The 25,322-nt window shown below is 41.1% G+C and carries 26 protein-coding genes; 12 read left to right on the forward strand and 14 right to left on the reverse strand.

Going from position 1 to position 25,322, the window contains the following annotated elements:
* A partial coding sequence (locus tag G500_RS24555) for a transposase family protein (RefSeq protein WP_035758389.1) occupies positions 1-308 on the forward strand: 308 nt, incomplete at its 5' end.
* Positions 309-469: 161 nt separating this feature from the next.
* Positions 470-1,240, forward strand: a complete 771-nt coding sequence (locus G500_RS0121285) for a methyltransferase family protein (RefSeq protein ID WP_027004004.1) — start codon at positions 470-472, stop codon at positions 1,238-1,240.
* Between the two features lie 223 nt (positions 1,241-1,463).
* Here G500_RS0121285 and G500_RS25400 read toward each other — a convergent pair whose 3' ends face one another.
* The gene (locus tag G500_RS25400) at positions 1,464-4,325 is read right to left on the reverse strand and encodes a trypsin-like serine protease (protein WP_086048003.1); all 2,862 of its coding nucleotides are present in this window, start codon (positions 4,323-4,325) and stop codon (positions 1,464-1,466) included.
* Between the two features lie 284 nt (positions 4,326-4,609).
* Here G500_RS25400 and G500_RS0121310 point away from each other — a divergent pair, with 284 nt between their 5' ends.
* From G500_RS0121310 to G500_RS0121330, 4 genes are all read left to right on the forward strand, one after another.
* The gene (locus G500_RS0121310; RefSeq protein WP_027004006.1) at positions 4,610-5,233 is read left to right on the forward strand and encodes a TPM domain-containing protein; all 624 of its coding nucleotides are present in this window, start codon (positions 4,610-4,612) and stop codon (positions 5,231-5,233) included.
* A gap of 53 nt (positions 5,234-5,286) precedes the next feature.
* Positions 5,287-7,188: a TIM44-like domain-containing protein gene (locus G500_RS25405; RefSeq protein ID WP_051204015.1), complete on the forward strand. Its 1,902-nt coding sequence runs from the start codon at positions 5,287-5,289 to the stop codon at positions 7,186-7,188.
* 148 nt (positions 7,189-7,336) lie between these two features.
* On the forward strand, positions 7,337-8,113 hold the full coding sequence (locus G500_RS0121320; protein ID WP_027004007.1) for an enoyl-CoA hydratase/isomerase family protein: 777 nt from the start codon (positions 7,337-7,339) through the stop codon (positions 8,111-8,113).
* 155 nt (positions 8,114-8,268) lie between these two features.
* On the forward strand, positions 8,269-9,354 hold the full coding sequence (locus G500_RS0121330) for an Ldh family oxidoreductase (protein ID WP_027004008.1): 1,086 nt from the start codon (positions 8,269-8,271) through the stop codon (positions 9,352-9,354).
* A gap of 88 nt (positions 9,355-9,442) precedes the next feature.
* Here G500_RS0121330 and G500_RS0121335 read toward each other — a convergent pair whose 3' ends face one another.
* The 10 genes from G500_RS0121335 to argS all read right to left on the reverse strand — a co-directional run bounded on the left by G500_RS0121335 (position 9,443) and on the right by argS (position 19,416).
* Positions 9,443-10,165 (reverse strand): hypothetical protein, encoded by a 723-nt coding sequence (locus tag G500_RS0121335; protein WP_027004009.1) that lies wholly within the window; start codon positions 10,163-10,165, stop codon positions 9,443-9,445.
* Between the two features lie 303 nt (positions 10,166-10,468).
* Complete coding sequence (locus G500_RS0121340; RefSeq protein WP_027004010.1) at positions 10,469-10,768, reverse strand: rhodanese-like domain-containing protein; 300 nt, start codon at positions 10,766-10,768, stop codon at positions 10,469-10,471.
* 62 nt (positions 10,769-10,830) lie between these two features.
* On the reverse strand, positions 10,831-11,256 hold the full coding sequence (locus G500_RS0121345; protein WP_027004011.1) for an STAS/SEC14 domain-containing protein: 426 nt from the start codon (positions 11,254-11,256) through the stop codon (positions 10,831-10,833).
* Between the two features lie 253 nt (positions 11,257-11,509).
* Positions 11,510-12,022, reverse strand: coding sequence for a 5-(carboxyamino)imidazole ribonucleotide mutase (gene purE / locus G500_RS0121355; protein WP_211220188.1), 513 nt, complete (start codon positions 12,020-12,022; stop codon positions 11,510-11,512).
* A 171-nt stretch (positions 12,023-12,193) separates the two neighbouring features.
* On the reverse strand, positions 12,194-13,105 hold the full coding sequence (locus G500_RS0121360; RefSeq protein WP_027004013.1) for an Rpn family recombination-promoting nuclease/putative transposase: 912 nt from the start codon (positions 13,103-13,105) through the stop codon (positions 12,194-12,196).
* A 28-nt stretch (positions 13,106-13,133) separates the two neighbouring features.
* Positions 13,134-14,000, reverse strand: coding sequence for an Rpn family recombination-promoting nuclease/putative transposase (locus G500_RS0121365; RefSeq protein WP_027004014.1), 867 nt, complete (start codon positions 13,998-14,000; stop codon positions 13,134-13,136).
* Between the two features lie 170 nt (positions 14,001-14,170).
* Entirely contained in the window at positions 14,171-14,770 is a 600-nt protein-coding gene (locus tag G500_RS0121370) for an MjaI family restriction endonuclease (RefSeq protein ID WP_027004015.1), read from the reverse strand.
* Positions 14,767-16,068 carry a DNA methyltransferase gene (locus G500_RS0121375; RefSeq protein ID WP_035758402.1) on the reverse strand — a complete coding sequence of 434 codons (1,302 nt, stop codon included), beginning with the start codon at positions 16,066-16,068 and terminating at the stop codon, positions 14,767-14,769. Before G500_RS0121375 ends, G500_RS0121370 begins: the two co-directional genes overlap by 4 nt.
* 286 nt (positions 16,069-16,354) lie before the next feature.
* Positions 16,355-17,341: an acyl-ACP desaturase gene (locus G500_RS0121380; RefSeq protein WP_035758392.1), complete on the reverse strand. Its 987-nt coding sequence runs from the start codon at positions 17,339-17,341 to the stop codon at positions 16,355-16,357.
* Between the two features lie 284 nt (positions 17,342-17,625).
* On the reverse strand, positions 17,626-19,416 hold the full coding sequence (argS, locus tag G500_RS0121390; protein ID WP_027004019.1) for an arginine--tRNA ligase: 1,791 nt from the start codon (positions 19,414-19,416) through the stop codon (positions 17,626-17,628).
* 89 nt (positions 19,417-19,505) lie between these two features.
* On the opposite strand from argS, the gene G500_RS0121400 reads away from it, so the two are divergent.
* Genes G500_RS0121400 through G500_RS25410 form a run of 4 tightly spaced genes read left to right on the forward strand, consistent with a single transcriptional unit; the run spans position 19,506 to position 22,844 of the window.
* A complete protein-coding gene (locus G500_RS0121400) occupies positions 19,506-20,462 on the forward strand; it encodes a UDP-glucuronic acid decarboxylase family protein (RefSeq protein WP_027004020.1) in 957 nt (318 codons plus the stop codon).
* A 31-nt stretch (positions 20,463-20,493) separates the two neighbouring features.
* A complete protein-coding gene (locus G500_RS0121405) occupies positions 20,494-21,105 on the forward strand; it encodes a Uma2 family endonuclease (protein ID WP_027004021.1) in 612 nt (203 codons plus the stop codon).
* A gap of 43 nt (positions 21,106-21,148) precedes the next feature.
* Positions 21,149-21,760, forward strand: coding sequence for a Uma2 family endonuclease (locus G500_RS0121410; protein ID WP_027004022.1), 612 nt, complete (start codon positions 21,149-21,151; stop codon positions 21,758-21,760).
* A gap of 34 nt (positions 21,761-21,794) precedes the next feature.
* Positions 21,795-22,844 carry a glycosyltransferase family 2 protein gene (locus tag G500_RS25410; RefSeq protein WP_051204019.1) on the forward strand — a complete coding sequence of 350 codons (1,050 nt, stop codon included), beginning with the start codon at positions 21,795-21,797 and terminating at the stop codon, positions 22,842-22,844.
* A gap of 74 nt (positions 22,845-22,918) precedes the next feature.
* On the opposite strand, the gene G500_RS26535 is transcribed toward G500_RS25410, so the two are convergent.
* Positions 22,919-23,047 (reverse strand): hypothetical protein, encoded by a 129-nt coding sequence (locus tag G500_RS26535; protein WP_281169354.1) that lies wholly within the window; start codon positions 23,045-23,047, stop codon positions 22,919-22,921.
* A gap of 10 nt (positions 23,048-23,057) precedes the next feature.
* On the opposite strand from G500_RS26535, the gene G500_RS26130 reads away from it, so the two are divergent.
* Positions 23,058-23,222: a hypothetical protein gene (locus G500_RS26130; RefSeq protein ID WP_161626178.1), complete on the forward strand. Its 165-nt coding sequence runs from the start codon at positions 23,058-23,060 to the stop codon at positions 23,220-23,222.
* Between the two features lie 174 nt (positions 23,223-23,396).
* Positions 23,397-23,639 carry a hypothetical protein gene (locus G500_RS0121425; protein WP_027004024.1) on the forward strand — a complete coding sequence of 81 codons (243 nt, stop codon included), beginning with the start codon at positions 23,397-23,399 and terminating at the stop codon, positions 23,637-23,639.
* A gap of 379 nt (positions 23,640-24,018) precedes the next feature.
* On the opposite strand, the gene G500_RS0121430 is transcribed toward G500_RS0121425, so the two are convergent.
* Both G500_RS0121430 and G500_RS24575 read right to left on the reverse strand, forming a co-directional pair.
* Positions 24,019-24,855, reverse strand: a complete 837-nt coding sequence (locus tag G500_RS0121430; protein WP_027004025.1) for an Rpn family recombination-promoting nuclease/putative transposase — start codon at positions 24,853-24,855, stop codon at positions 24,019-24,021.
* Between the two features lie 233 nt (positions 24,856-25,088).
* A partial coding sequence (locus tag G500_RS24575; protein WP_211220187.1) for a hypothetical protein occupies positions 25,089-25,322 on the reverse strand: 234 nt, incomplete at its 5' end.

Below are 25,322 nucleotides of genomic sequence, written 5' to 3' on the forward strand. Positions count from 1 at the left end.
AAAAGTGTATTTTATTAACAGATTTAGGGTTTTATGGCTGGAAACTTCCACAAACAACACTTATTATGCCCCACAAGAAGCCCAAAAATAAGGAACTTACCAAAATACAAAAAGTTCAAAATAGACTACAAAGTAAAGAAAGAGTAAGAATAGAAAATGCGTTTGCACACCTAAAAGCATTACGAATTGTCAAAGAACGAATCAGAACTTACATAGACAAAACAAAAGAAACCGTATTCACCATAGCCGTAGCACTATACAATTTCAGGAAAACTTTTGCCCTAAAAAGAAAAGTCATACGGCTATAATTATTCATAAACTCTATTAAAAAAAACAAAAAAATAGACTTATCTGCCCCTCCACATTTTTAGCCTGCTCTTTCACTTTTTTTAAAAAAATCTTACCTTTGCAGCCTATTAAAAAGGATTGCATTTCGAAAAATCCACCTACAAAGACACCTAAAAAAAATATGGCTTTACAAGAAGAAATGGAAACGCAAGGGAATTTCCTCTTTCGTTACCGCAGTCATCTGCCCTTACTGATTATGGTTGTGGGTATTATTGTTTTTATATACGAAAAAGTATATCAAAGAACGTATGCTTCTACCGACCCATTCTCTATCCTTCCTCCCGATTCGATTCCCTACCTAAGTTTGTTTGTATCGCTCTTGGGCTTAGGAATCCGCATTTACACTGTGGGACACACGCCCAAAAATACCTCTGGACGCAATACCGCCGAAGGGCAAGTAGCCGAACAACTCAACAGCACAGGCATCTACTCTATGGTGCGTCATCCGCTTTATTTAGGCAACTTCTTTATGTGGCTTGGCGCAGCCATTTTGGTAGCGAACTTCTGGTTTGTGGTGAGCTTTGTTTTTGTGTATTGGGTTTATTATGAGCGCATTATGTTTGCCGAAGAACAGTTTTTGCGCCGCAAGTTTGGTACAAGCTACACCGATTGGGCAGCACAGACTCCTGCTTTTGTGCCACAGTTTGGCAACTTCAAAAAGGCAAAATATCCTTTTAGTATCAAAAAAGTGTTGAAAAAAGAAAAGAACGGCATTTGGGCTATTTTTATCATCATTGCCTTTTTTGAATACTTAGCGCGTTATCTCGAATCGCGCACCCTTAGCCTGCAATATGACGTATGGACTTACGCGCTTATAGGTAGCACTATTTTTTATTTTGTGTTTAAATTTTTGAAAAAATATACGCAGGTTTTGAATGAAGATGGACGCTAAAAGTAGCGCGAAGCTCTTGCTTCGCGCTTTGTAGTACCAAAATGGGGACAAGGCTCCGCGTTGTCCAAACTACGCACGAATGAAACAACAAAATTTTTCAATTTTGCCCTGCGGAGAAGGCAGGCTTTGTCGCTACATCTGCCTAATCCAATTTTAGAAAAATCCTTAGCTTTACTAATACGCAAAGAATTAGCAAGGCTAAGGATTTTACATCTAATCAGACTTATTGTATCATCAACTTCTTAACAATCAAGCCTTTATCGGTTTGAATTTGTAGCAAATACAAGCCCGCCTCTAAGCCTTTGATGGCAAGCGTTTGTTTCAATTCCTGCACTTGGAAAGAAAAATGTGTCTTGCCTACCAAATCAGTTAGGATTGCACCTTGTACCTCTAAAACGGTAGCCTCTGGAAGGCGAATGGTTACTTGGTCTTGGGTAGGATTTGGGAAAAGACTCACCAGTTGTGCATATTTTTCATTTGCCAAACCTGTAACTGTATTTTCAGAAGCATTAGAAGGCATCGAAAGGGCATTTTCGCCTGTGGCACGCACGCGGTAAAAAAGCCTGCCTGTTGGTGCGTTGGCATCAGTGTAGGTGGTTGTATTAGCGGCAAGCGTCGCGATAGGTGCAAAATTGCGGTCGGCTTGCGTGCTTCGCTCTACTACATAACCGCTTTCTAAGGCAGCGTTATCCTCCCAAGTAAGCACATTGCCTGCGCCAAAACGAAGGTTAGAAGGCGTGTTGAGCATTTTGAAACTTATCTCTGTACTTGCCTCGAAACTGCCCTCTGTGATGCGAGCAAAAACACTTTTTTCAGCATCAGGCAAAAATAATTCAAGCGGATTATTGCTTTCTATGCCATCTTGAAAACTATCAAAGAGCATCAGGCGATACGTGCCTTCTTCTATACAGACGGCACGCTCGTTGGCGGCATTGGCTTCTACAAAGTTTGTCAAGGTAGCCCAAGGCGTTTCTTCACCCCCCGACAAGGCACGAAAAATCAGCATGCCGCTCTCTTCGGGATAGTCGTCTGCATTGAGGCGTACTCCCAATTCCAAGGGTTTGGCAAGGCGCAAAACTTGGGTAGTCGTCGCAGCATCAGTTTCTACATCGGTGCCATTGAGTTGTAACAAGGTGGCGGAAATGGTTTGTACGGGCAAAGTAGCCGCTACATTTTCAATCGTAAGCACCTGTGCATTTCCACTCGAAATAAAAAGATTTGTAAAATCGTAATTATTTTCGCCTACCCTAATGCGTGCCGACTGAATCGGTAGTGAGCCAACGTTATTGAGCAACACGCCCACACTAATACTTTCCTGACAAGCATACAAGGCATCACTGGCAAAGGCTAAATCGGCGGCAAGCGTTCCGCTGAAAGGTAGGGAAAAGAAGCCTGCTGCCTGCGAACCAAATTCGCTGCCCGTAAATCGGATAATTTCTAAAAGTCCGTTTTGAGTAGGAACGCTTAGTTGCAAAGCGGCAGTAGAGCTTTGGAAGCCGTCGCCATTGAAATCGAAGAGATAAACGCCATAGTCGCCTGCGGGCAAACAGACAGTTTCGGTAATGCTGCCCGAAGTTTGGTTGTAGGGTTCGGAATTATTAGAAACATAGACAATTTCACCTGTATTTTCGTCGCGAATCCCCCAAATATTCTGACCTGCGCCATTTCTATCAAAAGTAAAAGTTACGCTTACCAGATAGCCCTCCAAAACGGGGTAGGCTTTGGTTAGTAAATTGTCCTGACTTGCTTGGTCGGCACTGCCATTGGGCGCGAAAATTTCCATCTCTGCGAAGTTGTCGCCCATAGAAAGCCCCAAAACGCCTAAATCTACTACCACAGACGCACCTTGTTCGAGGGCAGGGCTAAAAGTTACTTGGCGATTGATGACCTCGCTAAGGCTACTTTCGGTTTGCCCCAGACGCACGCTCAAAGTCGCGCTTGTAATCGGATTGCGCCCTTTATTGAAAACAACCACAGCGGCATTTAATTCGGGCAAAGTACCCTGACAAGTGGCAAAAGAGCCGCCAAAAGGTAGGTTATCCACTACATTGAGCAAGGCAAGGTCTAAATTGTTGTTTGTCGTCGGATTGCTATTGAGATTTTCGGCTATCCAATTAGCAAACATCGAAACACGCGCATAGATACCGGGAAAATCGGGCAAGGCACAGCCTTCGCCAAAACTCACAACTCCTGCCACAATCCAATTCCCTGCGCCATCTTCCACCACAAGGGGACCTCCACTATCGCCTTGGCAGGAATCTACGCCGCCTTCTTCTAAAAAGCCTGCTGCCAACATCACCTCCGTAATCGCACCCTGATAGGCAATATTCGCATCTTGATTAGACACAATCGGCACTTCTGCCACTTGCAAGATAGGGGTAGAAACCTGCCCTGTCGAGCTTTGATTGCCCCAACCTGAAATGGTAGCCATCACGCCTGCATCAGTAAGCCCTGCATTGGAATCGGCAGGTGTGGCATAGCGCACCGCCATCACATTGGGGTCTGTTAGGTCTAAGGGGCTACTTAGGCGCAATAGGGCGATGTCGTTTTCGCTGGTAGCGGCATTGTAGTTAGGGTGTATAATGATTTGGGTAACGGTGCGTTCCTGTCCGCTATCTTGGGTAAGGGAAACTACGCCTGCCACAATTTTGATGTCCTGCGGATTTGTACCTTCTAAACAGTGTGCCGCCGTCAGCACCCAAATTGGGTCGATAATCGTACCGCCACAAAATTGCGCCTGATAGTTATTGCTTGCGCCATTTCCTACCAAAGCAACCTGCCAAGGCACTTCTGCTGCCTGTGCGTCGCGTCCGCCTACGATTCGGCTTGGGTCGTCGGGTAGTTCAAAAGGGTTTCGCGCTTGCTTTTGCGCCAAAGCTTGGGCGCGAAATTGGGCGAGGTCGGCTTGCTGTTTTTGCCGCAAAGCCTCTCTCAAACGGTTTGCATAAAAACGCTGCTGCTTCGAAAGCTGAACAGTAGCCTTTTTCGTTTTGGGCGCGTCTTGGGCTTTTATTTTTGCCATACCGAAGGTAAAAAGTAAGGCAAAGAGAAAAAGTTTTTGGAAAAAAGAGTGAAAATGGTGCATAAAGAGTCGGCTATGAAAATTGTTTTAAGAAGTGATAGAAAAACGAAATAAAAAGCGGCAGAGGCAAGTCGCTCCTTTGCTTTTTGCTGCGATTTGGTTTGAAAAATAACGCCAAAATTTTGTTTTTGCAAGCCTTAGAGAAGTTCAAGACCGCTTTGGTATCAAAATGGCAAGAAAGGATTTGGAAAATTTCTTTTTTCTCTGTTTATTGAGGTTAGAAAACTTTTGAAGCCCCCTCTTTTTTACCAACTCTTTCCCCATCTTTTTCCCATCTTTTTCAAGATATGGCTTATTTTTCCAAACAAATGCAAACGGATTTGCGAAAAGCCGTCGCTCAAATAGAGCAAAAATCGCACATCGAGCTGGTCTTGATTGCCAAGCCCCGCTCCGCCACCTACATAGACGCTGCATGGAAAGTAGGCGTTGCTTCGGCGTTTTTAGTTTTTTCGTTTCTGATGTTTTCGCATTGGGTCTTCGGCGATTTTACCTTCTATGCTGCTGTCGTACTTGCCTTTGGTTTGGGCTTTGTCCTGACCGAGCGCATCAAGCCCTTGCACCGAAAAATAGTAGGCAAAAAGGCACAACGCCGCCAAGTAGAACGCTATGCGCGTGCTTTGTTTCAGAAGGCAAATATTCACGAAACCGAGCGCAGAATTGGCTTGCTTATCTTTGTTTCTGCCTTCGAAAAGATGGTCTATTTGCTTCCCGATAGAGGCGCGAAGGAGGCTATCCCTGCTGATGTTTGGGCGCAGATGCAAGCGCGTTTTGATGCCATCTTTGATGCTCCCGATTTAGAAAAGGCACTGCTCGAAGCCCTGCTTGCTTTTGAAGATAGTTTTGCCAATTTTATTCCGCAGGTAGAAAACGATTTCAACGAACTCGATGACCATATCGAGATTGATTTGTAGCCTTTTTTAAGATATAATTTTTAAAATATTTTAACTTTTAAATTGCACCAAAAATGAAACTGAAATTTTACACGCCTTTTGTCTTGCGATTCCTTTTTTTGGGTAGCCTTCTTTTTTTGCTGACTTTTCATTTCGATTGGGTAGAAAAAACGGAAGCGCGTCCAGGTGGTGGTAGGTCGTTCCGCTCTTCTTCGAGTTCGTCTTCGCGTAGCAGTTCTTCGTCTTCGCGCTCCTATTCGTCCTCGAGTTCATCTTCTGGTTCGTCTTCTGGTTCTTCTTCGAGTGGGCGTTCTTCTTATTCCTCACCTTCGCGGTCTTATTCTTCGGGGTCGTCGTCTGGTTCGTCTTCCTCTGGTTCGTCGGGTTCGGGGTCTTCGGGTTCTAATTACGGAAGCGGTTCGAGTAGTGCAGGGTCTAATTATAGCGGCAATACTTCGAGCTACGACTATGACGATACCACAGATGAAGATGCAGGATTTTATGGCGTTTTGATTATTGGAATCATCTTAGGCATTAGCGGTTTATCGATGTTCAAGCCCAAAAGGGCAACCGTGGTACGCGCCATAGGGGTATTTTTTATCTTGGGTAGCCTATTTTTCGGATTGCTCATTCCGCTGATTCTACTTAATTTTGGGGTAGTGGTTTTGTATGCTATCGCCATGTTTGTTACCTACATTATCCAAAACGACGACAACGCTGTGGCAAAGCAGGAGCGTGAAATTGTCCAGACCATCAAACCCGACGCACCCATTCGCGCCTACCACTACGAGGAAGTAGAAGCGGGAATTGCACAACTCAAAACGCGCGACCCCTACTTTTCTTCGTCTGTATTTTTAGACTTCGCAAGTTCGCTTTTCCACAACTACCATCTGCACTATGGCAAGGCAAGTTTCTCAAACATTTCGCCTTTTTTTGAGCCACAAGAAGTTGCGGCTATGTTGAGCCTGCAAAATAAATCGCGTGTTTCGGAAATTGTCGTGGGTAGCATTTATATCAAAGAAGTGATAGAAATGGCAGAGATAGAAGGCTTGGTAGTGGATATTGAAGCAAATTATACGACTACTTTTGCAAACCAAAGCCAAACGCGCTATATCGTAGTGGAAAGATGGCTTTTCAACCGTCCCAAAGGCAAACTCTCCTTAGAGCCTAATAAAATGCGCGAGGTTAGTTGCCCCAGCTGTGGCGCACCTGCACAATTTACCAACGCAGGGACTTGTGGCTACTGCCATACAGAGGTAAAGGCAGGCGATATGAATTGGTTTGTCAAGAAAACCAAAGTTTTATCCAAAGAAGAATTTACACCCGAAGGCTTGGCACATTACGAAGAAGAAGTAGGCACAGACTTTCCTACCCTCTTTCAACCCGATTTGGAGGCAAAGAAGCAAGCCTTTATGCAGGCAAATCAGTTGCAAAATTGGTCGGAATTTGAAAATAGCTTCAAAAGCGAAGTCGTCGTTCCTACCTTTGAAACCATTTACAAGGCGTGGGAAGAGATGAATTGGGGTTCGGTGCGTCATCTGGTTTCGGATAGGCTTTTCGAAGCCAATGGTTTTTGGTTGGAAAACTACAAAGCGCAACATTTGAAGCCTAATTTGCAAAACCTTAGTGTGAGCAAGGTAGAATTAGCTCGCATAGATTTAGACCACTACTATCAAAGTTTTACGGTGCGCATTTTTGCAGGTTGTCTGGATTTTGTAACCGATACAAGTGGAAAAGTAGTGGGCGGAAACGATAAAAAACCGCGCCTTTACAGTGAATATTGGACATTTTTGCGTGGCACAGCCGCCAAAAACAACCCCAATTCTATCAGCCTCAAACAGTGTCCCAACTGCGGTGCGCCTGCTAATAAAATCGGCGCAACTGCCATTTGTGGCTATTGCGATACCAAAATTTCCACAGGCGACTTCGGCTGGGTAGTAGCCAAAATCACACAAGATGAAGTTTATGAAGGTTAAAAATTGACGCAAAATAAAATTTGGCTCTCCTTTTTGGTGTCATTCTAATTTGGCAAATCCTGCAAGATAGCCTATCTTTGAAGCCAAATCAGACCACTATCCAACCTTCATCTCCCTTTCGGAAAAATCGGGAACATCTCGAAACATTATGGCATATCAAAACCTACTCACCCAACTCAAAGATGGGATTTTCTATATCACCATCAACCGCGAAAGCAAACTCAATGCCCTCAATATCGCGACCATCGAGGAAATCAATCAGGTCTTTACCGAAGTCTATGACAACAAAGACATCAAAGGCGTAATTCTGACAGGGGCAGGAAGCAAAGCCTTTGTCGCTGGTGCAGATATTTCCGAAATTGCCCAACTCAATGAAATGCACGCCCGCAAGTTTGCCGAAAATGGGCAGGCAGTTTTCGAAAAAATAGAAAACTGTCCCAAACCTGTCTTGGCAGCCATCAATGGTTTTGCCTTAGGGGGCGGCTGTGAATTGGCAATGGCTTGTCATTTGCGCTTTGCGGCTGAAAATGCCAAATTTGGGCAGCCCGAAATCAATTTGGGCATCATTCCGGGCTATGGCGGCACGCAACGCCTAACGCAATATGTAGGCAAAAGCAAGGCAATGGAGCTAACCCTGACAGGCAATATGTTTTCGGCACAAGAAGCCCTTGCTTGGGGGTTGCTCAACTACGTCTATCCACAAGCCGAACTTTTGGAAAAAGCCGAAGCCTTTATGCAGCAACTAACGGCAAAAGCTCCTATCGCTATGGCGCAAATTATTAGCAGCATCAATGCTTTTTATGGCTTAGAAAATGGCTACCAAACCGAAGCCAACGCCTTTGCAAATTGTTGCCGCTCACAGGATTTTAAAGAAGGTACTTCTGCCTTTTTAGAAAAGAGAAAAGCCCAATTTCAAGGCAAATAAGCCTTAAAAATTTCCCCTTTTGAAACCCCTAAGCGTTTTGAGGCAGCCCCTTGAACGTTTAGGGTTTGAAGTTTTTTGTCGTCTTGTGTTGTGCTTTTGCACCTCAAAGCCCTTATAGCAGATTTCAAAGTAGATTTTACTTTCTTTTCCTTTCAATGACTACCTCCACTACTACCTTTTCCTACTCCCAACTTCGCGATTTTACGACGGCTATCTTCGAGCGCATGGGTTTTTCTGTATCTGATGCGCATTTGGCTTCGGAAGTCTTGCTTTCTGCCGACTTGCGTGGTGTCGATTCGCATGGCGTGGCGCGTCTTTCGGGCTACCTACGCCTTTGGGAAGTGGGCAGAATCAATCCGAAGGCAGAAATTAAGATAGTACACCAAACGCCTTCTACAGCACGAATTGATGCACAGGCAGGGCTTGGTCTGGTTGTCGCCCCCAAAGCCATGCAAATTGCGATGGAAAAAGCCGAACAAGTGGGAACAGGCTGGGTCAGTATCTACAACTCGAACCATTACGGCATAGCGGGCTATCACGCCATGCTTGCCTTGCCAAAGGATATGATTGGGATTTCGATGACAAACGCAAGCCCTTTGGTTGCGCCTACCCATTCACAGGAGCGCATGTTGGGTACAAATCCTATCGCCATTGCCATTCCTGCCGCCGAAGAACCTCCTTTTGTAGCCGACTTTGCTACTGCCGCCGCCGCCAACGGCAAGCTCGAAATTTTGCAGCGCAAAAATTTGCCTACCCCCGAAGGTTGGGTACAGGGCAAAAGCGGCGAAACTTCTACCAACGCCCATGCCCTTAAAGAGGGCGGTGCTTTGCTTCCTTTGGGTAGTGATACGCTAAGAAGCAGCCACAAGGGATACTGTTTGGGTGCGATGGTCGATATTCTTTCTGCCGTCTTGTCGGGTGCAGGCTACGGACCTTGGGCACCTCCCTTTGTGAGCTTCCTACCCCTGCCTGCCGACCCTGTAGGCGAAGGATTAGGGCATTTCTTAGGTGCGATGCGTGTAGATGCTTTCCGCCCCGCCCAAGAATTTAAAAGCCACATGGACAACTGGATTCGCCGTTTTAGAGCCGCCACGCCCATTACCGAATCTGAACCTGTCCTTATCCCGGGCGATATAGAACGCGAAATAGAAAAAATCCGCCAAAAACAGGGTATTCCACTTTTAGAAAGCGTTTGGAAAGATTTGGAAGAGGTAGGCAAAAAAATGCAGGTGAAATTTTAAGACTCCACAAAGTAGTGGCGTTAAGTTCCAAAAATTAGGTGTAAATGGTAGGGACAAGGCATTGCCTTGTCCCAAAAAAGTTTTTAAATTATTCTATTCCAAAATCAATCGCGATTTCTTCTGCAATCATGCCGCGCTCTATGATTTTTTGCCCAAAACAGTTGCTTTCAGGGTCATTACAATAGATAAGCGTTTCAGTGCGCTTATAGACCCTGCCTATCTCTTGGGCATAGACTTCATAGCGGTCGTCTTTGAAAAGGAGGCTTGAATCGGCACTCTCGATAAGGGTGAGAGTAGGGTTAAAATTTTGCCCTCTCTTTGAAAAAGCCTCACCTATGCGCACCAAGCGATAATTTTTAGTAGGAAAGGGATTGAATACATTTCCGTCCCAAGTTTTATTTTCACTAACGGGGAAGCGCAATTTTACATAAGCCTGATTATGCTCGACGCGCACGATTGCTTGTGGTTCTTTTCTGACTACCCAAACCGAATCGAGTTGGAAGTTTTCGAAACTATTGGGTCTTTTGTAGCGAAAAATGCGAAAAGCAGGCAGTCCGCCTTCGGTTTGGAAACTTTCTGCCACTACTTCTTTCAACTGAAAACTAACCTGATAAGGTTCGCGATTTAATTCATAAACCGTCTGGTCTATTTGATAGGTAACATAACGTCCCAACTCTAAGGGTAGATACGCACTGCCTTGGTCTTGCACTATTTCCAAAGGAGGTTTGTCGCAACTATTTGTAAAAAGTAGAAACAGCGTAGCCAATAAAAAGGTGAATTTTTTAGGCAAAATTTGAGCGTATTTTTTCATACAAAAAGAAAATTTGGCAAGATAAATAGATGAAATAAGTATTGTTTATGATTTATTTGTCTAAAAACTACGCTACAAGACTTTTTTGTTCATAAACTTTAATACAAAAAGCATACTTTTGAGCGTAAAAGTATCTAAAAAAGATAGCCAAAGGAACATAGCAAAAAGCGATACAGTATGGTACTATATCGCCTCCTTGTGCATAGCAGAGTCGGCGCAACATAGAAACAAGTTCGCCTAAACTGGGCTAAAATATGACCTACGGCTGTATTTTTTGCCCATCTTTGCGCCCCTATCTTGTGCCTATACCTTGCGATAGCCCAAAATGCCCTCTAAAAGATTTCGCACCTGTGTAAAGCCCTGCGATTCTAAATATTTTTTAGCCGTCGCGCTTCTTGCCCCTGAACGGCAATGCACAATTAGCTCTTTTTCTTTCCACTGTTCAATTTCGGAAAGACGTGAAGGCAGTTCGCCCAAAGGAATGAGTTTGCCTTTGAGGTTGTCTTCTTCAAATTCGTGTACTTCCCGTACATCGAGGACAAAAAGCGTTTCGCCTTTTTCGAGGCGTTCTTTCAATTCTTGGGGAGTTATATCGGCGGTCATAGCAAAAAGGAGGAACGATTGAATGAGGAGATAAAAGTTGCAAAAAAACAGGTAGCACAGCTTTAATAGCGGCTATCGAGCCACTCGGAGGCTTCGGCTACCGACTTGAAATATTGGTAGGGAATCATCTTACCCTCGTACTTTGTAGAGAGTCCGTCGGTTTGGTTTCGCATACTAAAACGCCCGAAAACGTCTTTCGAAACCACTACTGCCATACGCGACTTGGGTTTGGCAGCATCAATAAGCATAGGATAAAATTGTTCAATGACCCATTCGTTGATGGTAGGATGGACGGCTTGGCGGTTTGTTTGGTCTATAAGCCAATGCGTAGCGTCTTTTTCGTAAAAGGAGTCTAAGGCTTTGAGCATCGTTTCTTTAAATTGCTCGATACTCACAAAGCCATTCCAATGTACGACGATAGCATTTTTATCGCTATCGAACTCTACTTCTGCCCATTTTTGCTTGTAAAGATTTTCAACCGTACTCATAATTATTGCAGTTTTTTTATTAGGAAATATTTGTCGTGATAGATGCGGGGTTGTATTTGGCACAAAATAATATTTTTTCCCGAATCTTGGGCGATACTCACCCTTTTTTTAGGTTATTTTTTCAAATACAGTACATAAGACGTTTTTTGCCAAATAAATTGCGGTCTGCTTTGCCTTTCGCCTTTTTTTATTAGGATAGGACTAAGAAAAGGCGAAAGGTAGAATCGGTTGCCCAAAAGCCGTAGGAAATAGCTTATTCGAGCATTTTTTGCCAACCTTGTTTCTCTATTGCTTCAATAGAAACATTTACTTTTTGTGCCAATTCTTGCTTAAAATCTTGTAAGCGTGAAAAGAGTGTTGGGTCATGTGCGCCCAAAATTTGCGCTGCCAAGATGCCTGCATTCTGCGCTCCATTGAGTGCCACTGTCGCGACAGGCACACCCGAAGGCATTTGCAAGATAGAAAGCACCGAATCCCAACCGTCAATAGAATTAGACGATTTAATTGGCACGCCAATCACAGGCAGGGGAGTAAGGGAAGCCACCATGCCGGGCAAATGTGCCGCCCCGCCTGCCCCTGCTACCAAGACACGCAAGCCACGCGCATAGGCAGTTTTGGCGTATTCAAACATTCTTTCGGGAGTGCGATGTGCCGACACTACGGTCAGTTCGTAAGGTACGCCCAATTTTTCCAACACTTCGGCAGCCTCTTTCATGACCTTTAAGTCGGATTGACTACCCATAATAATTCCTACCATCATCTTTATATGGTTTTATTTTTATCGTATCATTTTGTTAAGGTAGGAATAAAATCCTTTCCTCTTTTTCTGCTGCTAAGGTACGAAATTATCACCAAAAAAAGGACTTTGGGGGGGCTTTTTGCGCCATTAGGCAGTTTTTGGACTATTTAGTTAAATTTTATTTTTTTTAAAAAACTATTATTTTTTATTGCGTAAGGCTTCTATTTGTTTGATAGTTAAGCCTGTATATTTTGCTATTTTTTCGTTAGTTTCGTTGTCTGCCAACATATTTTTAGCAATTTCAATCGCTTTTTTATAATTCTCATCTTTCCGCACTTTCTGCTCCGCCTCTGCTATTTTCTTTTCCATTAGTTCCTCTTGTTGAATTTTCAAAGAAAGTGCTTCGCTTGCCTTTACGTGCAGGTAGTCCAAATAGCGATTATAACCATACGTTTGCTCTTGATTCAGACGCATGACATCTAAAACTTCTTTTGCTTCTGCCAAACCTTTTGCCTTAAAACTATCTTTTACTTCACTATTTTTCAAAAAATAAACCCATTCGTCCAAAGTATCTTTGGCAATGTCATTAAATTGATTGACTTTGATAATGTAATATTCGGGGAAAACATCAGAGATATTTTTCTTTGCAAAAGTTTCTTTTTGCTTGTTTGAAAGTTGCAAAAGGTCGTGTTCGTGCAGACCTTGAAAATTAGTTGTCCCTTTGTAGACATAATCTTTTCCTTGTCCTAAATCAAAATAAACGATATTGACAGAAATTACTTTTTTAATTTCCGAATAAGATTGTCCTAAACTCAAATTTTCAGTTAGGGCTTTTGATGCGCCATACGCCATGCGATGGAAATAATCAATCTCATACGTATTTTGAATTTCAACGATAACAAGCTCATTTTTAGCATTTTGCACCAAAATATCGACGCGATTATACTTATCTTGCTCGGTTTCCTGATTGCCCTCACTTTCCAAAATCTTTTGAATTTTGATGTCTTCAAAAAGAAGTTCGGATAAAAAACCTTCCAACACAACAAAATTCGCCTTATTGCGAAGGAGTTTTTTTACTGCCCAGTCGAAGCGGATTAGTCTTTTGCTCATGGTTTTATTTTTTTAAATTGAAAAAATGTTATTTTTCATTTCGTAAGGCTTCTATCTGTTCGATAGTTAAGCCTGTATATTTTGCTATTTTTTCGTTAGTTTCGTTGTCTGCCAACATATTTTTAGCAATTTCAATCGCTTTTTCTTTTTTAGCCCTCCATTCTGCCTCAACTTTCAAAGAAAGTGCTTCGCTTGCCTTTATATGTAAATAATCTAAGTAGCGATTATAGCCATACGTTTGCTCTTGATTCAAACGCATGACATCTAAAACCTCTTTTGCCTCTATTAACCCTTTTGCCTTAAAACTATCTTTTACTTCACTATTTTTTAAAAAATAAACCCATTCGTCCAAAGTATCTTTGGCAATGTCATTAAATTGATTGACTTTGATAATGTAATATTCGGGGAAAACATCAGAGATATTTTTCTTTGCAAAAGTTTCTTTTTGCTTGTTTGAAAGTTGCAAAAGGTCGTGTTCGTGCAGACCTTGAAAATTAGTTGTCCCTTTGTAGACATAATCTTTACCTTGTCCTAAATCAAAATAAACGATATTGACAGAAATTACTTTTTTGATTTCGGAATAAGATTGCCCTAAACTCAAATTTTCCGTTAGGGCTTTTGATGCGCCATACGCCATGCGATGGAAATAATCAATCTCATACGTATTTTGAATTTCTACGATAACAAGCTCATTTTTAGCATTTTGCACCAAGATATCGACGCGATTGTACTTGTCTTGCTCTGTTTCCTGATTGCCCTCACTTTCCAAAATCTTTTGAATTTTGATGTCTTCAAAAAGAAGTTCGGATAAAAAACCTTCCAACACAACAAAGTTCGCCTTATTGCGAAGGAGTTTTTTTACTGCCCAGTCGAAACGGATTAGTCGCTTGCTCATGGTTTTTTATAGTTGAAAATTCTCTTTGCAAAGATAAGAAAAACGAAGGAAAAATGTTTGTAAAGGAGGGTTAAAGTGCATGAACCACAGTGCAGGAAATTTGTATAAATTACAAAAAAAGTTTTTAAATTAACATTTTTTTAGTAAATGAAGTGTTGCATATAGTTATTTTATTTGTTCGTTAGCAGACCATCTTCAAAGTAGATATTTATACCATCTTTCATTTTCTCATAAAAGATGATTGGAACTAAAATCTGCTCTGAAAGGGCATTTTTTGCCTCGTAACTTTGTGGCTTTACGCTCACTGCTTGACTGCCCACAAAACCGTCAATACCTTTGCTTTCTTCTTCGGGTTCTGCTAAACGATAGTTTGTTTTTAGCTCGTCTGCCACTGCTTTTAAAATTGCCTCTTGGAATTTTAAGCCCACAAAAGTTTTGACTATGACTAAATCGCGCACCCACATTTCAATCATTTCTTGGTCTATTTTGGTCATTGCGTCTTTGAGATTCTCTACCATTTCCACAATTTTTTCGGTGGCTTTCTGAATGGCGTTTGGGTGCTGTGCCAAATACCATTCTTCCCACTTTTTAAATCCGCTGCCCTCAAATTGCTGTATCAAATCACTCATTTGCCCAACTACTTTTGGCTTTGTTCCGCCCGCATTTTGGTTTGCCAAATTGATGATTTGGGTAGCGTATTTCGGGAAACTTGGGCTTTCTGCTGTGAGCAAAGAAGTAATTTTATCATTGGTTATTTTTATCTTTTTCATTCGCTTACTTGGGATTGCAATAGGTTTAAAAATTTATTTTTATACCTAAAATTCACACTTTCATCAACCAATGCAAAACCTTTCTTTATCAAATGTGCATTAAGAAAAGTTTTATTTTGTAAATATAAGTACGCAAACAAATGGTTTTCGCTATCATGTTTAATATTATCAAAACGCAAGAAAACCTTTTGCCCTTTTGTTTTTTCTCTCAAAAACTCCGTAGCACTTCCGTTTTTTCTTTCGTCTTTTTTTACACCAATTAAACGAATAATTAAGTCGTTATTGAGTCTTACCAATTCAGGGCTGATAATCTCTTTTACTGAAAATAACTCCTCTCTTTCAGTTGGGCTGTTTTCATCTATTTTTGAACCAAATTGTAGTTTTTTTACATCAATTTTTTTGTCTAATTTGTGCGTATCTACAAAAATGTAGGGCAATTTTTGAATTTTTTGCTCAAAATCGTCCTCAAAAGTTTTTTGTGTAAGAAATTCAAAACTCGGTTTTTCAAAAATTTCTTGCGTATCTACGCCTAATTTTTGGCGAATAATCGGAATAAAATTAGAGTTAATTTCGTAACCTACTGAATTGCGATTTAGATTTTTGGCAGCTAATGCGGTTGTGCCACTGCCCAAAAATGGGTCTAAAACGGTTTCCCCTGCAAACGAAAACATTTTAATCAATCTTTTAGGCAATTCTTCGGGAAACATTGCCAAATGTTGGTCTTGTTTTGCCCCTGAAAAATGCCAATGCCCGCTAAAATATTCGTTCCATTCTTCGGTAGTCATGGCAGAAAGGTCTTTTTGCGCTTTGCTTGGCTTGGGAGCATTGCCTTGTTTTTTAAAAATTAAAATAAATTCGTAATCAATTTTCAAAATTCCATTGCGTGGATACGGAAAACTGCCCATGACTGCACCGCCTCCCGATGTGTTCATCGTGGCTACTTTTTTCCAAATCACAGCCCCCATATAATCAAAGCCGATAGTTTCGCAAAATTTGATAATTTCGGTGCGAATAGGAATGACCTTGTAACGCCCGTAATAGACTGCTCTTGCGAATTGGTCGCCAATATTGATGCACAAACGACAACCCTTGTGTAAAACGCGATGGCACTCCGCCCAAACTAAGTTTAAGTTATTGATATAGTTTTCATAACTTTCGTGAAAACCAATTTGATTATCTGTTCCGTAGTCTTTGAGCTGCCAATAAGGTGGCGAAGTAACAATTAAATGCACACTTTCATTTTTAAGGTCATTCATTACCCTGCTGTCGCCGTTGATTATGCTATGGTGTGTTCTCATCTTTGATTTCTGTTTCTGCAAAGTTAATAAATTTTGCATTTAGCCTGCTTTTTCTAAAATGACACATCTACCTAAAAGCCACGCTCACCACAAACCTACAAAAGTTCTCCTACATTTCCAAACGGAAAACGGTTTTTTATGGAAAAAAAGTTGTGCTTTTAGCATACTTAAAGTTTAGAACGACTTTATTAGCCGCCGAAAAAGAGCCTTAAAAAGTAGGGTATAAAAAAACACTTGCCTTTTGTACTAAAAAAACAAGTGTTTTCAAAAGAATGGCACTAAAATTCTATCTTATCCACTTAAACCTATATTCAAGTTGGTCGATTTTGAGGCGCGAAGCGATACGATTGAGCCTATTAGGTAGGGTCAGTACGTAGTCGCGTGCTTTTTCGCCCTTTTCATTTAACCCTGTGAGATGCTCGATTTTCCACTTTTCTAATAAAATGTCCAAAATCTGAACATAATCTTCTGCCGTATAAACGCCCAAACGCTGGGCAGCATCTGAAAAGTGCTTGAAGGTATCGCCAATCTTGACTCCCATCTCGCGCAAATAATGAGCAGGCATCACGATTTTTTTGCGCATCATATCCTCGAAAGCTACCAAAGCCTCGTTGGGGTCGGCTTCTATCACACGCTCGATAAACGCCATATACGCATAGGCATGGCGGTACTCGTCTTGTGCAATCGTCTGGCACATCTCTGCCAAATGTGGATTGTCGTGTTGTAGGGCTAATTCTGCTACCCTTTGATGAGAAGTATAAGTCGCCAATTCCTGAAAGGAAGTGTAGATAAAATTGCGGTAAGGGTCGTTTCCTGTGCCAATGCTAAAACCCTCGCGAATGAGGTACTGCGTAGAAGCCTCCACTTGCTTCATATCCACACGCCCCGAAAGGTAGAGATACTTATTGAGCAAGTCGCCATGACGGTTCTCCTCTGCCGTCCAAGCGCGTGTCCAACGCACCCAAGGGTTTTCGGCATCCATCTGGTCTATGCCTTTTGCCGCCATAATCCAAGATTCATAGGTGGGCAATGCCTCTTCGGTAATCATATCGCCAATTAGTACCGCCCAAAAATCGTAGGCTAAACTTTTGGCGCGTTCTTGCAGTTCTTTCACCTGCTCAAAAAAGACAGGCGAACTGGCATCAGGCAGAAAATCCGCAGGCTGCCAATTCAATTCCACAGGGCGCAAAAAGCGGTCGAGCATCTTATCGACATACTGCCCTACGTGTTCCATAACTTCAAAACGGGAAAGCGGGAGCGAAATAATAGACATATTTTCTGTTTTTTTTATTCAAGGTGCTTTTTGTGAATCAGTGCAGCAAGATAGGCATAAATCGGCTGAAAAATACGAATTTGTTAAAAAAAGATTGCAATTTAGTTTTTTTTAACACAAAAAATGAGGCTTGCATACTTTTTTTGTAGGCTTGCATACTAAAAAAATAAAAAAACAGCCGCTTTAAAAAACGACCAAAGGGATAAAGCCCCAAGTCTTTCAAAATAGGCAGCATTTGAAAAACAAGGGGGTTTGAAAAACGCCTGACTTGAAAGCAGAAAAGACTACATTTTTTCGGGCATCTCCATGCCTAAAAGATTTCCCAAATTGTATAAATACTGTCCCACTTTTTGAATGAGAGCCAAGCGGAAAGCGCGTTTTGCTTCCTGTTTTTCACCCAAAACAGAATGTTCGCTATAAAAACGGCTAAATGTTTTGGCAATTTCGTACAAATAATTCGCCACTACCGAAGGGGCATAGTTTTGTGCCGCTTCCTCTATTTTGGCTGCATATTGGGTTAGCATTTTGAGCAGCTCTATTTCTATGCTCGAAAGCTCTGTAAGGTTTTGGTACAAATATGCAGAAAAATCTATATTTTCTGCCTTTGCTTTGCGCAAAATCGAGCGAATACGGGCATGATTGAATTGGATATAAACGCCGCTATTGCCATGAAAATCAATAGACTCTTCGGGATTGAAAAGCATTTTTTTCTTCGGCTCTACGCGGAGCAGGTAATACTTCAATGCGCCTAAGGCTAAGGCTTGATATAGTTTTTGTTTTTGTTCGATACTCAAATCTTCACTTTTGGCAAACTCTGCCTCTTCTGTCCCTTTTTTGGCGATTTGTACCATTTCTGCAATCAAATCATCTGCATCTACTACTGTTCCTTCGCGCGATTTCATCTTGCCATGTGGCAATTCTACCATGCCATAGGAGAGGTGATAAATGCCATCGGCGTAGCTTCTACCCATCTTTTTCATAATCAGTTGCAAGACTTTAAAGTGGTAATCTTGCTCATTTCCAACTACATAGATAGATTTTTGCATAGGAAAATCTTTAAACTTTAAGTCGGCTGTTCCCATATCTTGGGTTATATAAACCGAAGTGCCGTCGCCACGCAGGAGTAATTTTTCGTCTAAGCCCTCAGCGGTAAGGTCTATCCAAACAGAGCCGTTTTCTTTTTTAAAAAACAAACCACTTTTCAAACCTTCCTCTACCAAATCCTTGCCCAGTAGGTAGGTATTTGATTCGTAATAATACTTATCAAAAGTAACACCAATGGTCTGATAGGTTTGGGCAAAACCCTCGTACACCCAGCCATTCATGCGCTCCCAAAGGGCGACAGTGTCAGGGTCGTTTTGTTCCCATTTTCGCAATAAATCTTGCGCCTGTAATAAAATAGGTGCTTTTTTCTCTGCTTCCTCTTGTGTATTGCCTTTTTGTATCAATTCTTGTACTTGTTCTTTAAAAATCTTATCATAACGCACATAAAAATCGCCCACTAACTTATCGCCTTTGATGCCCAACTCTTGCGGAGTCTGATTTTTACCTTCCAAAAGATACGCCTGCATAGATTTACAGATGTGAATCCCCCTATCATTTACCAAATTGACCATCATTACTTCAAAACCAGCGGCTTTCAAAATTTGAGAAACCGAGTAGCCCAAAAAATTATTTCTCAAATGCCCCAAATGCAGCGGTTTGTTGGTATTAGGTGAAGAATATTCTACCATTACCTTTTCATTTTTGGGCGCAATATTTTCAAAAATATCGGTTTCTGCCAACGTTTGCAGCGTTTTTGCCCAAATAGCTTTGGAAAGCGTAATATTTAAAAATCCTTTTATTACTTCAATTTCTGCTACAATTTCTGTATTTTCTTTCAGAAAAAGACCTACATTTTGGGCTACCTCTTCGGGGTTTTTTCTCAATTCTTTGGCGTATGCAAAGGTGGTGATGGCGTAGTCGCAAGCCAAATCTTTGCGAGGAGCTTGTAGGGCAGGGGGCGCAATGGCGAGTTGATAAAGGCTTTGAAAGGCAGTTTGAAGAGCCGTTTGAAGTTGGAGTTCTATATTCATAGGGAATGGAGTAGGTCGTCAGATTTGATGGAATTGCTTACTTTTTTGCAAAGTTGCGCTTTTTTCCTATTTTCGCAAAAAAAATACACATGAAGACAGTCTTAATTACGGGTGCGGCGGGCTTTTTAGGCTCACACCTCTGCGATAGGTTTCTCAAAGAAGGCTATAAAGTAGTTGCGATGGATAACCTTCTGACGGGAAGTTTAGACAACATTGCGCATCTTTTCCCACTTGAAAACTTTACATTTTATCATCATGATGTAACCAAGTTTGTACATGTGGCAGAAAAAATAGATTATATCTTGCATTTTGCTTCTCCTGCTTCGCCCATCGATTACCTCAAAATTCCGATACAGACTTTGAAAGTAGGGGCTTTGGGGACGCACAATCTTTTAGGTTTTGCGAAGGCGAAAAAGGCGCGAATTTTGGTTGCTTCTACTTCGGAAATTTATGGCGACCCCGAAGTGCATCCGCAGCCTGAAAGCTATTTTGGCAATGTAAGCACTATCAATCCGCGCGGCGTGTATGATGAGGCGAAGCGTTTTATGGAGGCTATCACGATGGCATACCACAATTTTCATGGCGTAGAAACGCGCATTGTTCGCATTTTCAATACTTATGGCTCGCGTATGCGCTTAGACGACGGACGCGCTCTGCCCAGTTTTATGTCGCAAGCCCTTCAAAATGAGCCTATTACCGTCTTTGGAGATGGCAGCCAAACGCGCTCTTTTTGCTATGTAGATGATTTGGTAGAAGGCATTTATAGGCTGCTTCTAAGCGACTATCACCTACCCGTCAATATTGGAAACCCCGATGAGATTACCATTCAACAATTTGCCCAAGAAATCAAAGAACTTACAGGTACGGCACAGCCTATTATTTACAAGCCCCTGCCCGTGGGCGACCCCAAACAGCGTCGTCCCGACATCACACTTGCCAAGCAAATTTTGGGTTGGCAGCCACAAATAGACCGAAAAGAAGGATTGCGACGGACGTTGGCTTATTTTAAGGAAAAAATGCAGGTAGCCGTTTCGGATAAGTCTTAATCTAATCTTTTTAAAATCTTAATTTTAAAAAATGAAACCTACCATTCTCAACTTTTCAGAATTAGACCTAAACGGAACGTACTCTTATGCCGATTATTTGCGTTGGCATTTTGAGCAGGGCGTTGAATTGATTAAGGGTAAAATTTTCCCAATGTCGCCTGCGCCGAGTTCAGAGCATCAAAGAATATCGAGTAGGCTGCATGTTCGTTTGGGTAATTTTTTAGAACAACAAAATAAAGGCTGTGAGGTTTATGCCGCTCCTTTTGATGTGCGCTTATTAGACAAGAAAAAAAGCAGTCGCGCCCATGAGGACATTTATACCGTTGTGCAGCCCGACCTTTGTATTATTTGCGACAAGAACAAAATAGACAAGCGCGGCTGTCTTGGTGCGCCCGATTTGGTGATAGAAATTCTTTCGGAGGGCAATTCTAAAAAGGAAGTCAAGACCAAGTACGAACTCTATCAGGAGTCGGGCGTGCAGGAATATTGGGTAGTGTATCCGATAACGCAGGTTTTGTTACAATTTGTCCTTGATGCGGAAGGCAAATACGTTTTGCACAACCGTTTTGCCGAAGACGAAATTTGCAATGCGTATCTATTTCCCGAATTAGAATTGGATTTGGGACGTGTTTTTGCCGAGTGAAAAACGATTTGAAGAAACTTTTTTCTTACCTTAAAATGCTTGTATGCAAAAAGTTATCACCAACCTTTCAGAATTAGACCTAAACGGAACATACTCTTATGCCGATTATTTGCGTTGGCATTTTGAGCAGGGCGTTGAATTGATTAAGGGTAAAATTTTCTCTATGTCGCCTGCACCAAATTCGCGGCATCAGCGTATTGCTATGCGTTTAAGTGCAAGTTTGTTTAATTTTTTAGAACAACAAAATAAAGGCTGTGAGGTTTATGCCGCTCCTTTTGATGTGCGCTTGTTGGACAAGAAAAAAAGCAGTCGCGCCCATGAGGATATTTATACCGTTGTGCAGCCCGACCTGTGTATTATTTGCGACAAGAACAAAATAGACAAGCGCGGCTGTCTTGGTGCGCCCGATTTGGTGATAGAAATTCTTTCGGAGGGCAATTCTAAAAAGGAAGTCAAGACTAAGTACGAACTCTATCAGGAGTCGGGTGTGCAGGAATATTGGGTAGTTTATCCGATAACGCAGGTTTTGTTACAATTTGTCCTTGATGCGGAAGGCAAATATGTTTTGCATAACCGTTTTGCCGAAGACGAAATTTGCAATGCGTATCTATTTCCTGAATTAGAATTGGATTTGGGACGTGTTTTTGCCGAGTGAAAAGGCACTTTGGGGTCTAAAAATTTATATCTTTATGAACAAAGTTTCGGTTATGATGCCTGCCTATAATGTTGAAAAATACATAGGGCAGGCAATAGAAAGCATTTTGAACCAAAGTTTTCAAGACTTCGAACTCTTGATTGTAGATGACGGCTCTACCGACAAGACCTATGAACTTATGCAAGTCTACGCCCAAAAAAGCGACAAAATTCGTCTTTTACAAAACGACCAAAATCGTGGGCTTTCCTACACGCGAAATCGCCTTTTGGAAGAGGCACAAGGTGAGTACTTAGCCATTTTAGATAGCGACGACATCGCTCTGCCCGATAGATTGCAAAAGCAGGTAGATTTTTTAGATAAAAATCCAAATATTGGGCTTTTGGGCGGAGCAGTGGAGTATTTTGGGGAGCAAATTGTAGCCAAACGCATGAATGTTTTTTTGCCGCCTTCACTTTTGGCTTGCCGCCTTTTGTTTCAAAATGTTTTTTCACAATCGAGCGTTATGTTTCGTGCTGATTTGAAAAAATTGAAATACGACCCTACAAAACCACCAGCAGAAGATTACCACTTGTGGGTACGCATGTCTTGGCAAAAGGAGATTTTTAATTTAGATGAGATTTTAGTTCGCTATCGTATTCATGGTCAAAATATTTCTACCCTTAAAAGAGAGATTTTGCTCAAAAGTGTTAGAACTACCTATTTGGAACAGTTAGAAAGAATAGAGATTTCTGCCTCTGAAAAAGAAATAGCGTTGCATGAAAGTATTTCGAAGAGAGCCTTAGAATCAGACTTTGAAACGCTAAAAGAAGCAATCCTTTGGATAGAAAAGTTGTGGCAGGCAAATAGAACAAACTTAGTCTATGAAAAAGAGGCTTTTAGAAATGAGCTATGTTATCATCTAAACTACGTACTTTCCCTTTTTCATACCTACGGCAATAAGGCGTACTTTTTCTTGAAAGAAAAGCAAATTTTAAAGGAAATTATTTTAACCACTACTTATTTTAAATTTTTACTACTTTCTAAAAGCAAAGAAGAAAACTCGGCTTGGCAGCAAATTTTCCAATTATACAATCGGGTACGATAAATTGATTTTTACCCCACAAAAAAAGCCACTCTTTCAAGTGGCTTTTTTTGTGGATTAAGAAAGGCTTTTTGCGCTTACTCTTTCACAACTTTCACTACTTTTTGGATAGTTTCAGTGCGAATTTCTACTGTATAGACTGCATTGGCGTAGGCAGATAGGTCAAGCTGTGCCTCGCTTGCATTTTGAAGCGTTAGGCGTTCCAACTCCCTTCCCTTGAGTTTGACACTTGTAAGGGGGGCTTGTCCGCTTTCCAAACGCGCAACTTATCAAACAAAAAGTGATTTTTTAGATATGCAGTCTGTTTCACTTCAACATTTTTATCATAATTTAGATAAACTTAGTCTTTATAGTACAGAATTACAAAAATTAGTATTTTAAAAAAATAAATAATAATAATTTTATTAATTAGAATTTTTTTTATAATGTTACGACCTTTTATTTTGATTCAGAAGTAGTAGTAGAAGAAGCCTTGCGTCAGAAAGGTTTTAGTAAAGATGGTAAAATTGGTAAAACACAAGTTGTTTTTTAGGATTATTATTAGACAAAAATGCATTGCCATTTGGCTACGGCTTGTATGCAGGGAATCAGTATGAGGGACATACTTTGGTCAAAGAAATAGATAAATTAAAGCAATTATATAATCTTAATAAAATAACTGTAGTAGCCGATAGTGGCATGCTAAATGCTGCTAATTGTCAGGCAGTCAAGGGAGCAGGTTACGATTTTTTGCTGGGCAGACGATTGAAAAATCTACCCCAAACAGTAAAAACAACGCTTTTAGATAAGACAAAATAAAGAAGATTTTTATATCTGTTCTGTATTTAATAATCACACGGAACAAATCCTTAAATATTTACAAATCAAAAGACTGCTCGACATGACCACTAAGCACTTGATAACCAAATACTTAGCCCAAAATGTAGTGCTACTAAAAAAAAAGCAACTGCTTGATAATTAAATACTTAACCCGACAAAGTGTCAAAGTCAAGAGAGTATTCATTTAGTGTTGGTCTTTCTGCCTGAAGTAAAACGGTTCGGGGCTTGCCGAAGACGGGTTTTTTACCACTTCCCTTGCCCAACGCACAAAGTTTATAGAAAGTACAAAAGCCTAAATTAGCACATTAGCCCGCCTTTTGGCTTCGCCGACTTTCAGTTTGCAAACATACTGTTGTCATCAGTTTTGTTTTTTTAGTTCAACACTTAACTTTTCTATTTGCTCAACAGTTAAGCCTGTTATTTTGGCAATAAACTTATTATCAGCACCTTCTAAAATGGCATTTTTGGCAATTTCCACCGCTTTTTCCTCAATAGCTGTTTCCAAAGCACTTTTCAAATCTCGGTACTGAATAAGACTTTGTTCGTACCTATCTCGTTGCTCGGCACTCAAACTGGCTAATTCCGCTGTGCCGAAGGCTTTTTGAAAAATAGGCTCGTTGAGAATATTGGGAATATGGTCAAAACTTTCCAAGTTTTTCAGAAAATAGCACCACTTATCAAATCGGGTTTTTAGTTCGTGTTCTTGCAACCTAAACAAAGGCATTTGTAAAAATTTGAAATGTAATTTGTCAAAAAACAAATCTCCATCTTGGTCTTTCAAAGCCACATCACGCCTAAATTTGCGTCTTTCCTCTGCTTCGTCATATTCAAAGTCAAGGATTGCCACAAAATAAATTGGCTCTAATTTAAAATTCCACTCACCCGTTTGGGCTTGGTCTCGGATTGGAAAAGTTACATAAAATAAACTTCTATCTTTGAAGTATTTTACCTTTGCTTTCTGCATTTCCACAATAAACCGCTCGCCTGAAACAGCTTTGCAATGAATATCAAAAATAGCCTTTCTTTCTGCCGATAAATCAGCCAAACTTTCTACGTTGCGAAAATTTAGGTCTGCAATTTGGTGATGGGCAGGTAGAAGTTGGTTCAAAAAATCAATCAAAAGGTCTTTGTTTGCTTCTTCCCCAAAAAGTTTTTTGAAGCCAAAATCAGTATAGGGATTGATGTACTTTGCCATTGTCGTATTTCGTTATGTGCTGTCACAAAGTTACGAATTTTGGGCTATTTTTGAGGGTTTTTCTTTTAAAATTGATGACAACGGAAAAGACTTGCCGAAGATGGGATTTTTTACCACTTCCCTTGCCCTACGCACAAAAGTTTATAGAAAGTACAAGAGCCTAAATTAGCACCTTAGCCCGCCTTTTGGCTTTGCCGACTTTCAGTTTGCAAACATAATGTTAGGCACAGTTTTTAGCCTTTTGTACTACGTAGCTGTTCTATCTGTTCAATGGTTAAACCTGTTATGTCTGCGATAAATTGATTATCCGCACCTTTTTTGATTGCATTTTTAGCAATTTCAACCTTTTCTTCTTGTTTAGCTGTGTAGCTTACGCTATTCTCAATGCGTTTGTTTTCTTGAAAACGGTCATACATTTTCTTTTCTTCCTCTGTCAAACTTTCGTAACGCATTTTCTCTTTTGCCTT

Source organism: Hugenholtzia roseola DSM 9546, from assembly GCF_000422585.1.
Classification (GTDB): domain Bacteria; phylum Bacteroidota; class Bacteroidia; order Cytophagales; family Bernardetiaceae; genus Hugenholtzia; species Hugenholtzia roseola.

Excerpts from the sequence above, each read along its gene's own strand:
- G500_RS0121360 (WP_027004013.1), bottom strand. The coding sequence starts at position 13,105 with ATGAGCAAAAGACTAATCCGCTTCGACTGGGCAGTAAAAAAACTCCTT.
- G500_RS0121430 (WP_027004025.1), bottom strand. The coding sequence starts at position 24,855 with ATGGCAAAGTACATCAATCCCTATACTGATTTTGGCTTCAAAAAACTT.
- G500_RS0121345 (WP_027004011.1), bottom strand. The coding sequence starts at position 11,256 with ATGAGTACGGTTGAAAATCTTTACAAGCAAAAATGGGCAGAAGTAGAG.
- G500_RS0121370 (WP_027004015.1), bottom strand. The coding sequence starts at position 14,770 with ATGAAAAAGATAAAAATAACCAATGATAAAATTACTTCTTTGCTCACA.
- G500_RS0121310 (WP_027004006.1), top strand. The coding sequence starts at position 4,610 with ATGGCTTATTTTTCCAAACAAATGCAAACGGATTTGCGAAAAGCCGTC.
- argS (WP_027004019.1), bottom strand. The coding sequence starts at position 19,416 with ATGAATATAGAACTCCAACTTCAAACGGCTCTTCAAACTGCCTTTCAA.
- G500_RS0121330 (WP_027004008.1), top strand. The coding sequence starts at position 8,269 with ATGACTACCTCCACTACTACCTTTTCCTACTCCCAACTTCGCGATTTT.
- G500_RS0121365 (WP_027004014.1), bottom strand. The coding sequence starts at position 14,000 with ATGAGCAAGCGACTAATCCGTTTCGACTGGGCAGTAAAAAAACTCCTT.
- G500_RS0121320 (WP_027004007.1), top strand. The coding sequence starts at position 7,337 with ATGGCATATCAAAACCTACTCACCCAACTCAAAGATGGGATTTTCTAT.
- G500_RS25400 (WP_086048003.1), bottom strand. The coding sequence starts at position 4,325 with ATGCACCATTTTCACTCTTTTTTCCAAAAACTTTTTCTCTTTGCCTTA.
- G500_RS0121380 (WP_035758392.1), bottom strand. The coding sequence starts at position 17,341 with ATGTCTATTATTTCGCTCCCGCTTTCCCGTTTTGAAGTTATGGAACAC.
- G500_RS0121335 (WP_027004009.1), bottom strand. The coding sequence starts at position 10,165 with ATGAAAAAATACGCTCAAATTTTGCCTAAAAAATTCACCTTTTTATTG.
- G500_RS25405 (WP_051204015.1), top strand. The coding sequence starts at position 5,287 with ATGAAACTGAAATTTTACACGCCTTTTGTCTTGCGATTCCTTTTTTTG.
- G500_RS0121400 (WP_027004020.1), top strand. The coding sequence starts at position 19,506 with ATGAAGACAGTCTTAATTACGGGTGCGGCGGGCTTTTTAGGCTCACAC.
- G500_RS25410 (WP_051204019.1), top strand. The coding sequence starts at position 21,795 with ATGAACAAAGTTTCGGTTATGATGCCTGCCTATAATGTTGAAAAATAC.
- G500_RS0121340 (WP_027004010.1), bottom strand. The coding sequence starts at position 10,768 with ATGACCGCCGATATAACTCCCCAAGAATTGAAAGAACGCCTCGAAAAA.
- G500_RS0121410 (WP_027004022.1), top strand. The coding sequence starts at position 21,149 with ATGCAAAAAGTTATCACCAACCTTTCAGAATTAGACCTAAACGGAACA.
- G500_RS0121375 (WP_035758402.1), bottom strand. The coding sequence starts at position 16,068 with ATGAGAACACACCATAGCATAATCAACGGCGACAGCAGGGTAATGAAT.
- G500_RS0121405 (WP_027004021.1), top strand. The coding sequence starts at position 20,494 with ATGAAACCTACCATTCTCAACTTTTCAGAATTAGACCTAAACGGAACG.
- G500_RS0121285 (WP_027004004.1), top strand. The coding sequence starts at position 470 with ATGGCTTTACAAGAAGAAATGGAAACGCAAGGGAATTTCCTCTTTCGT.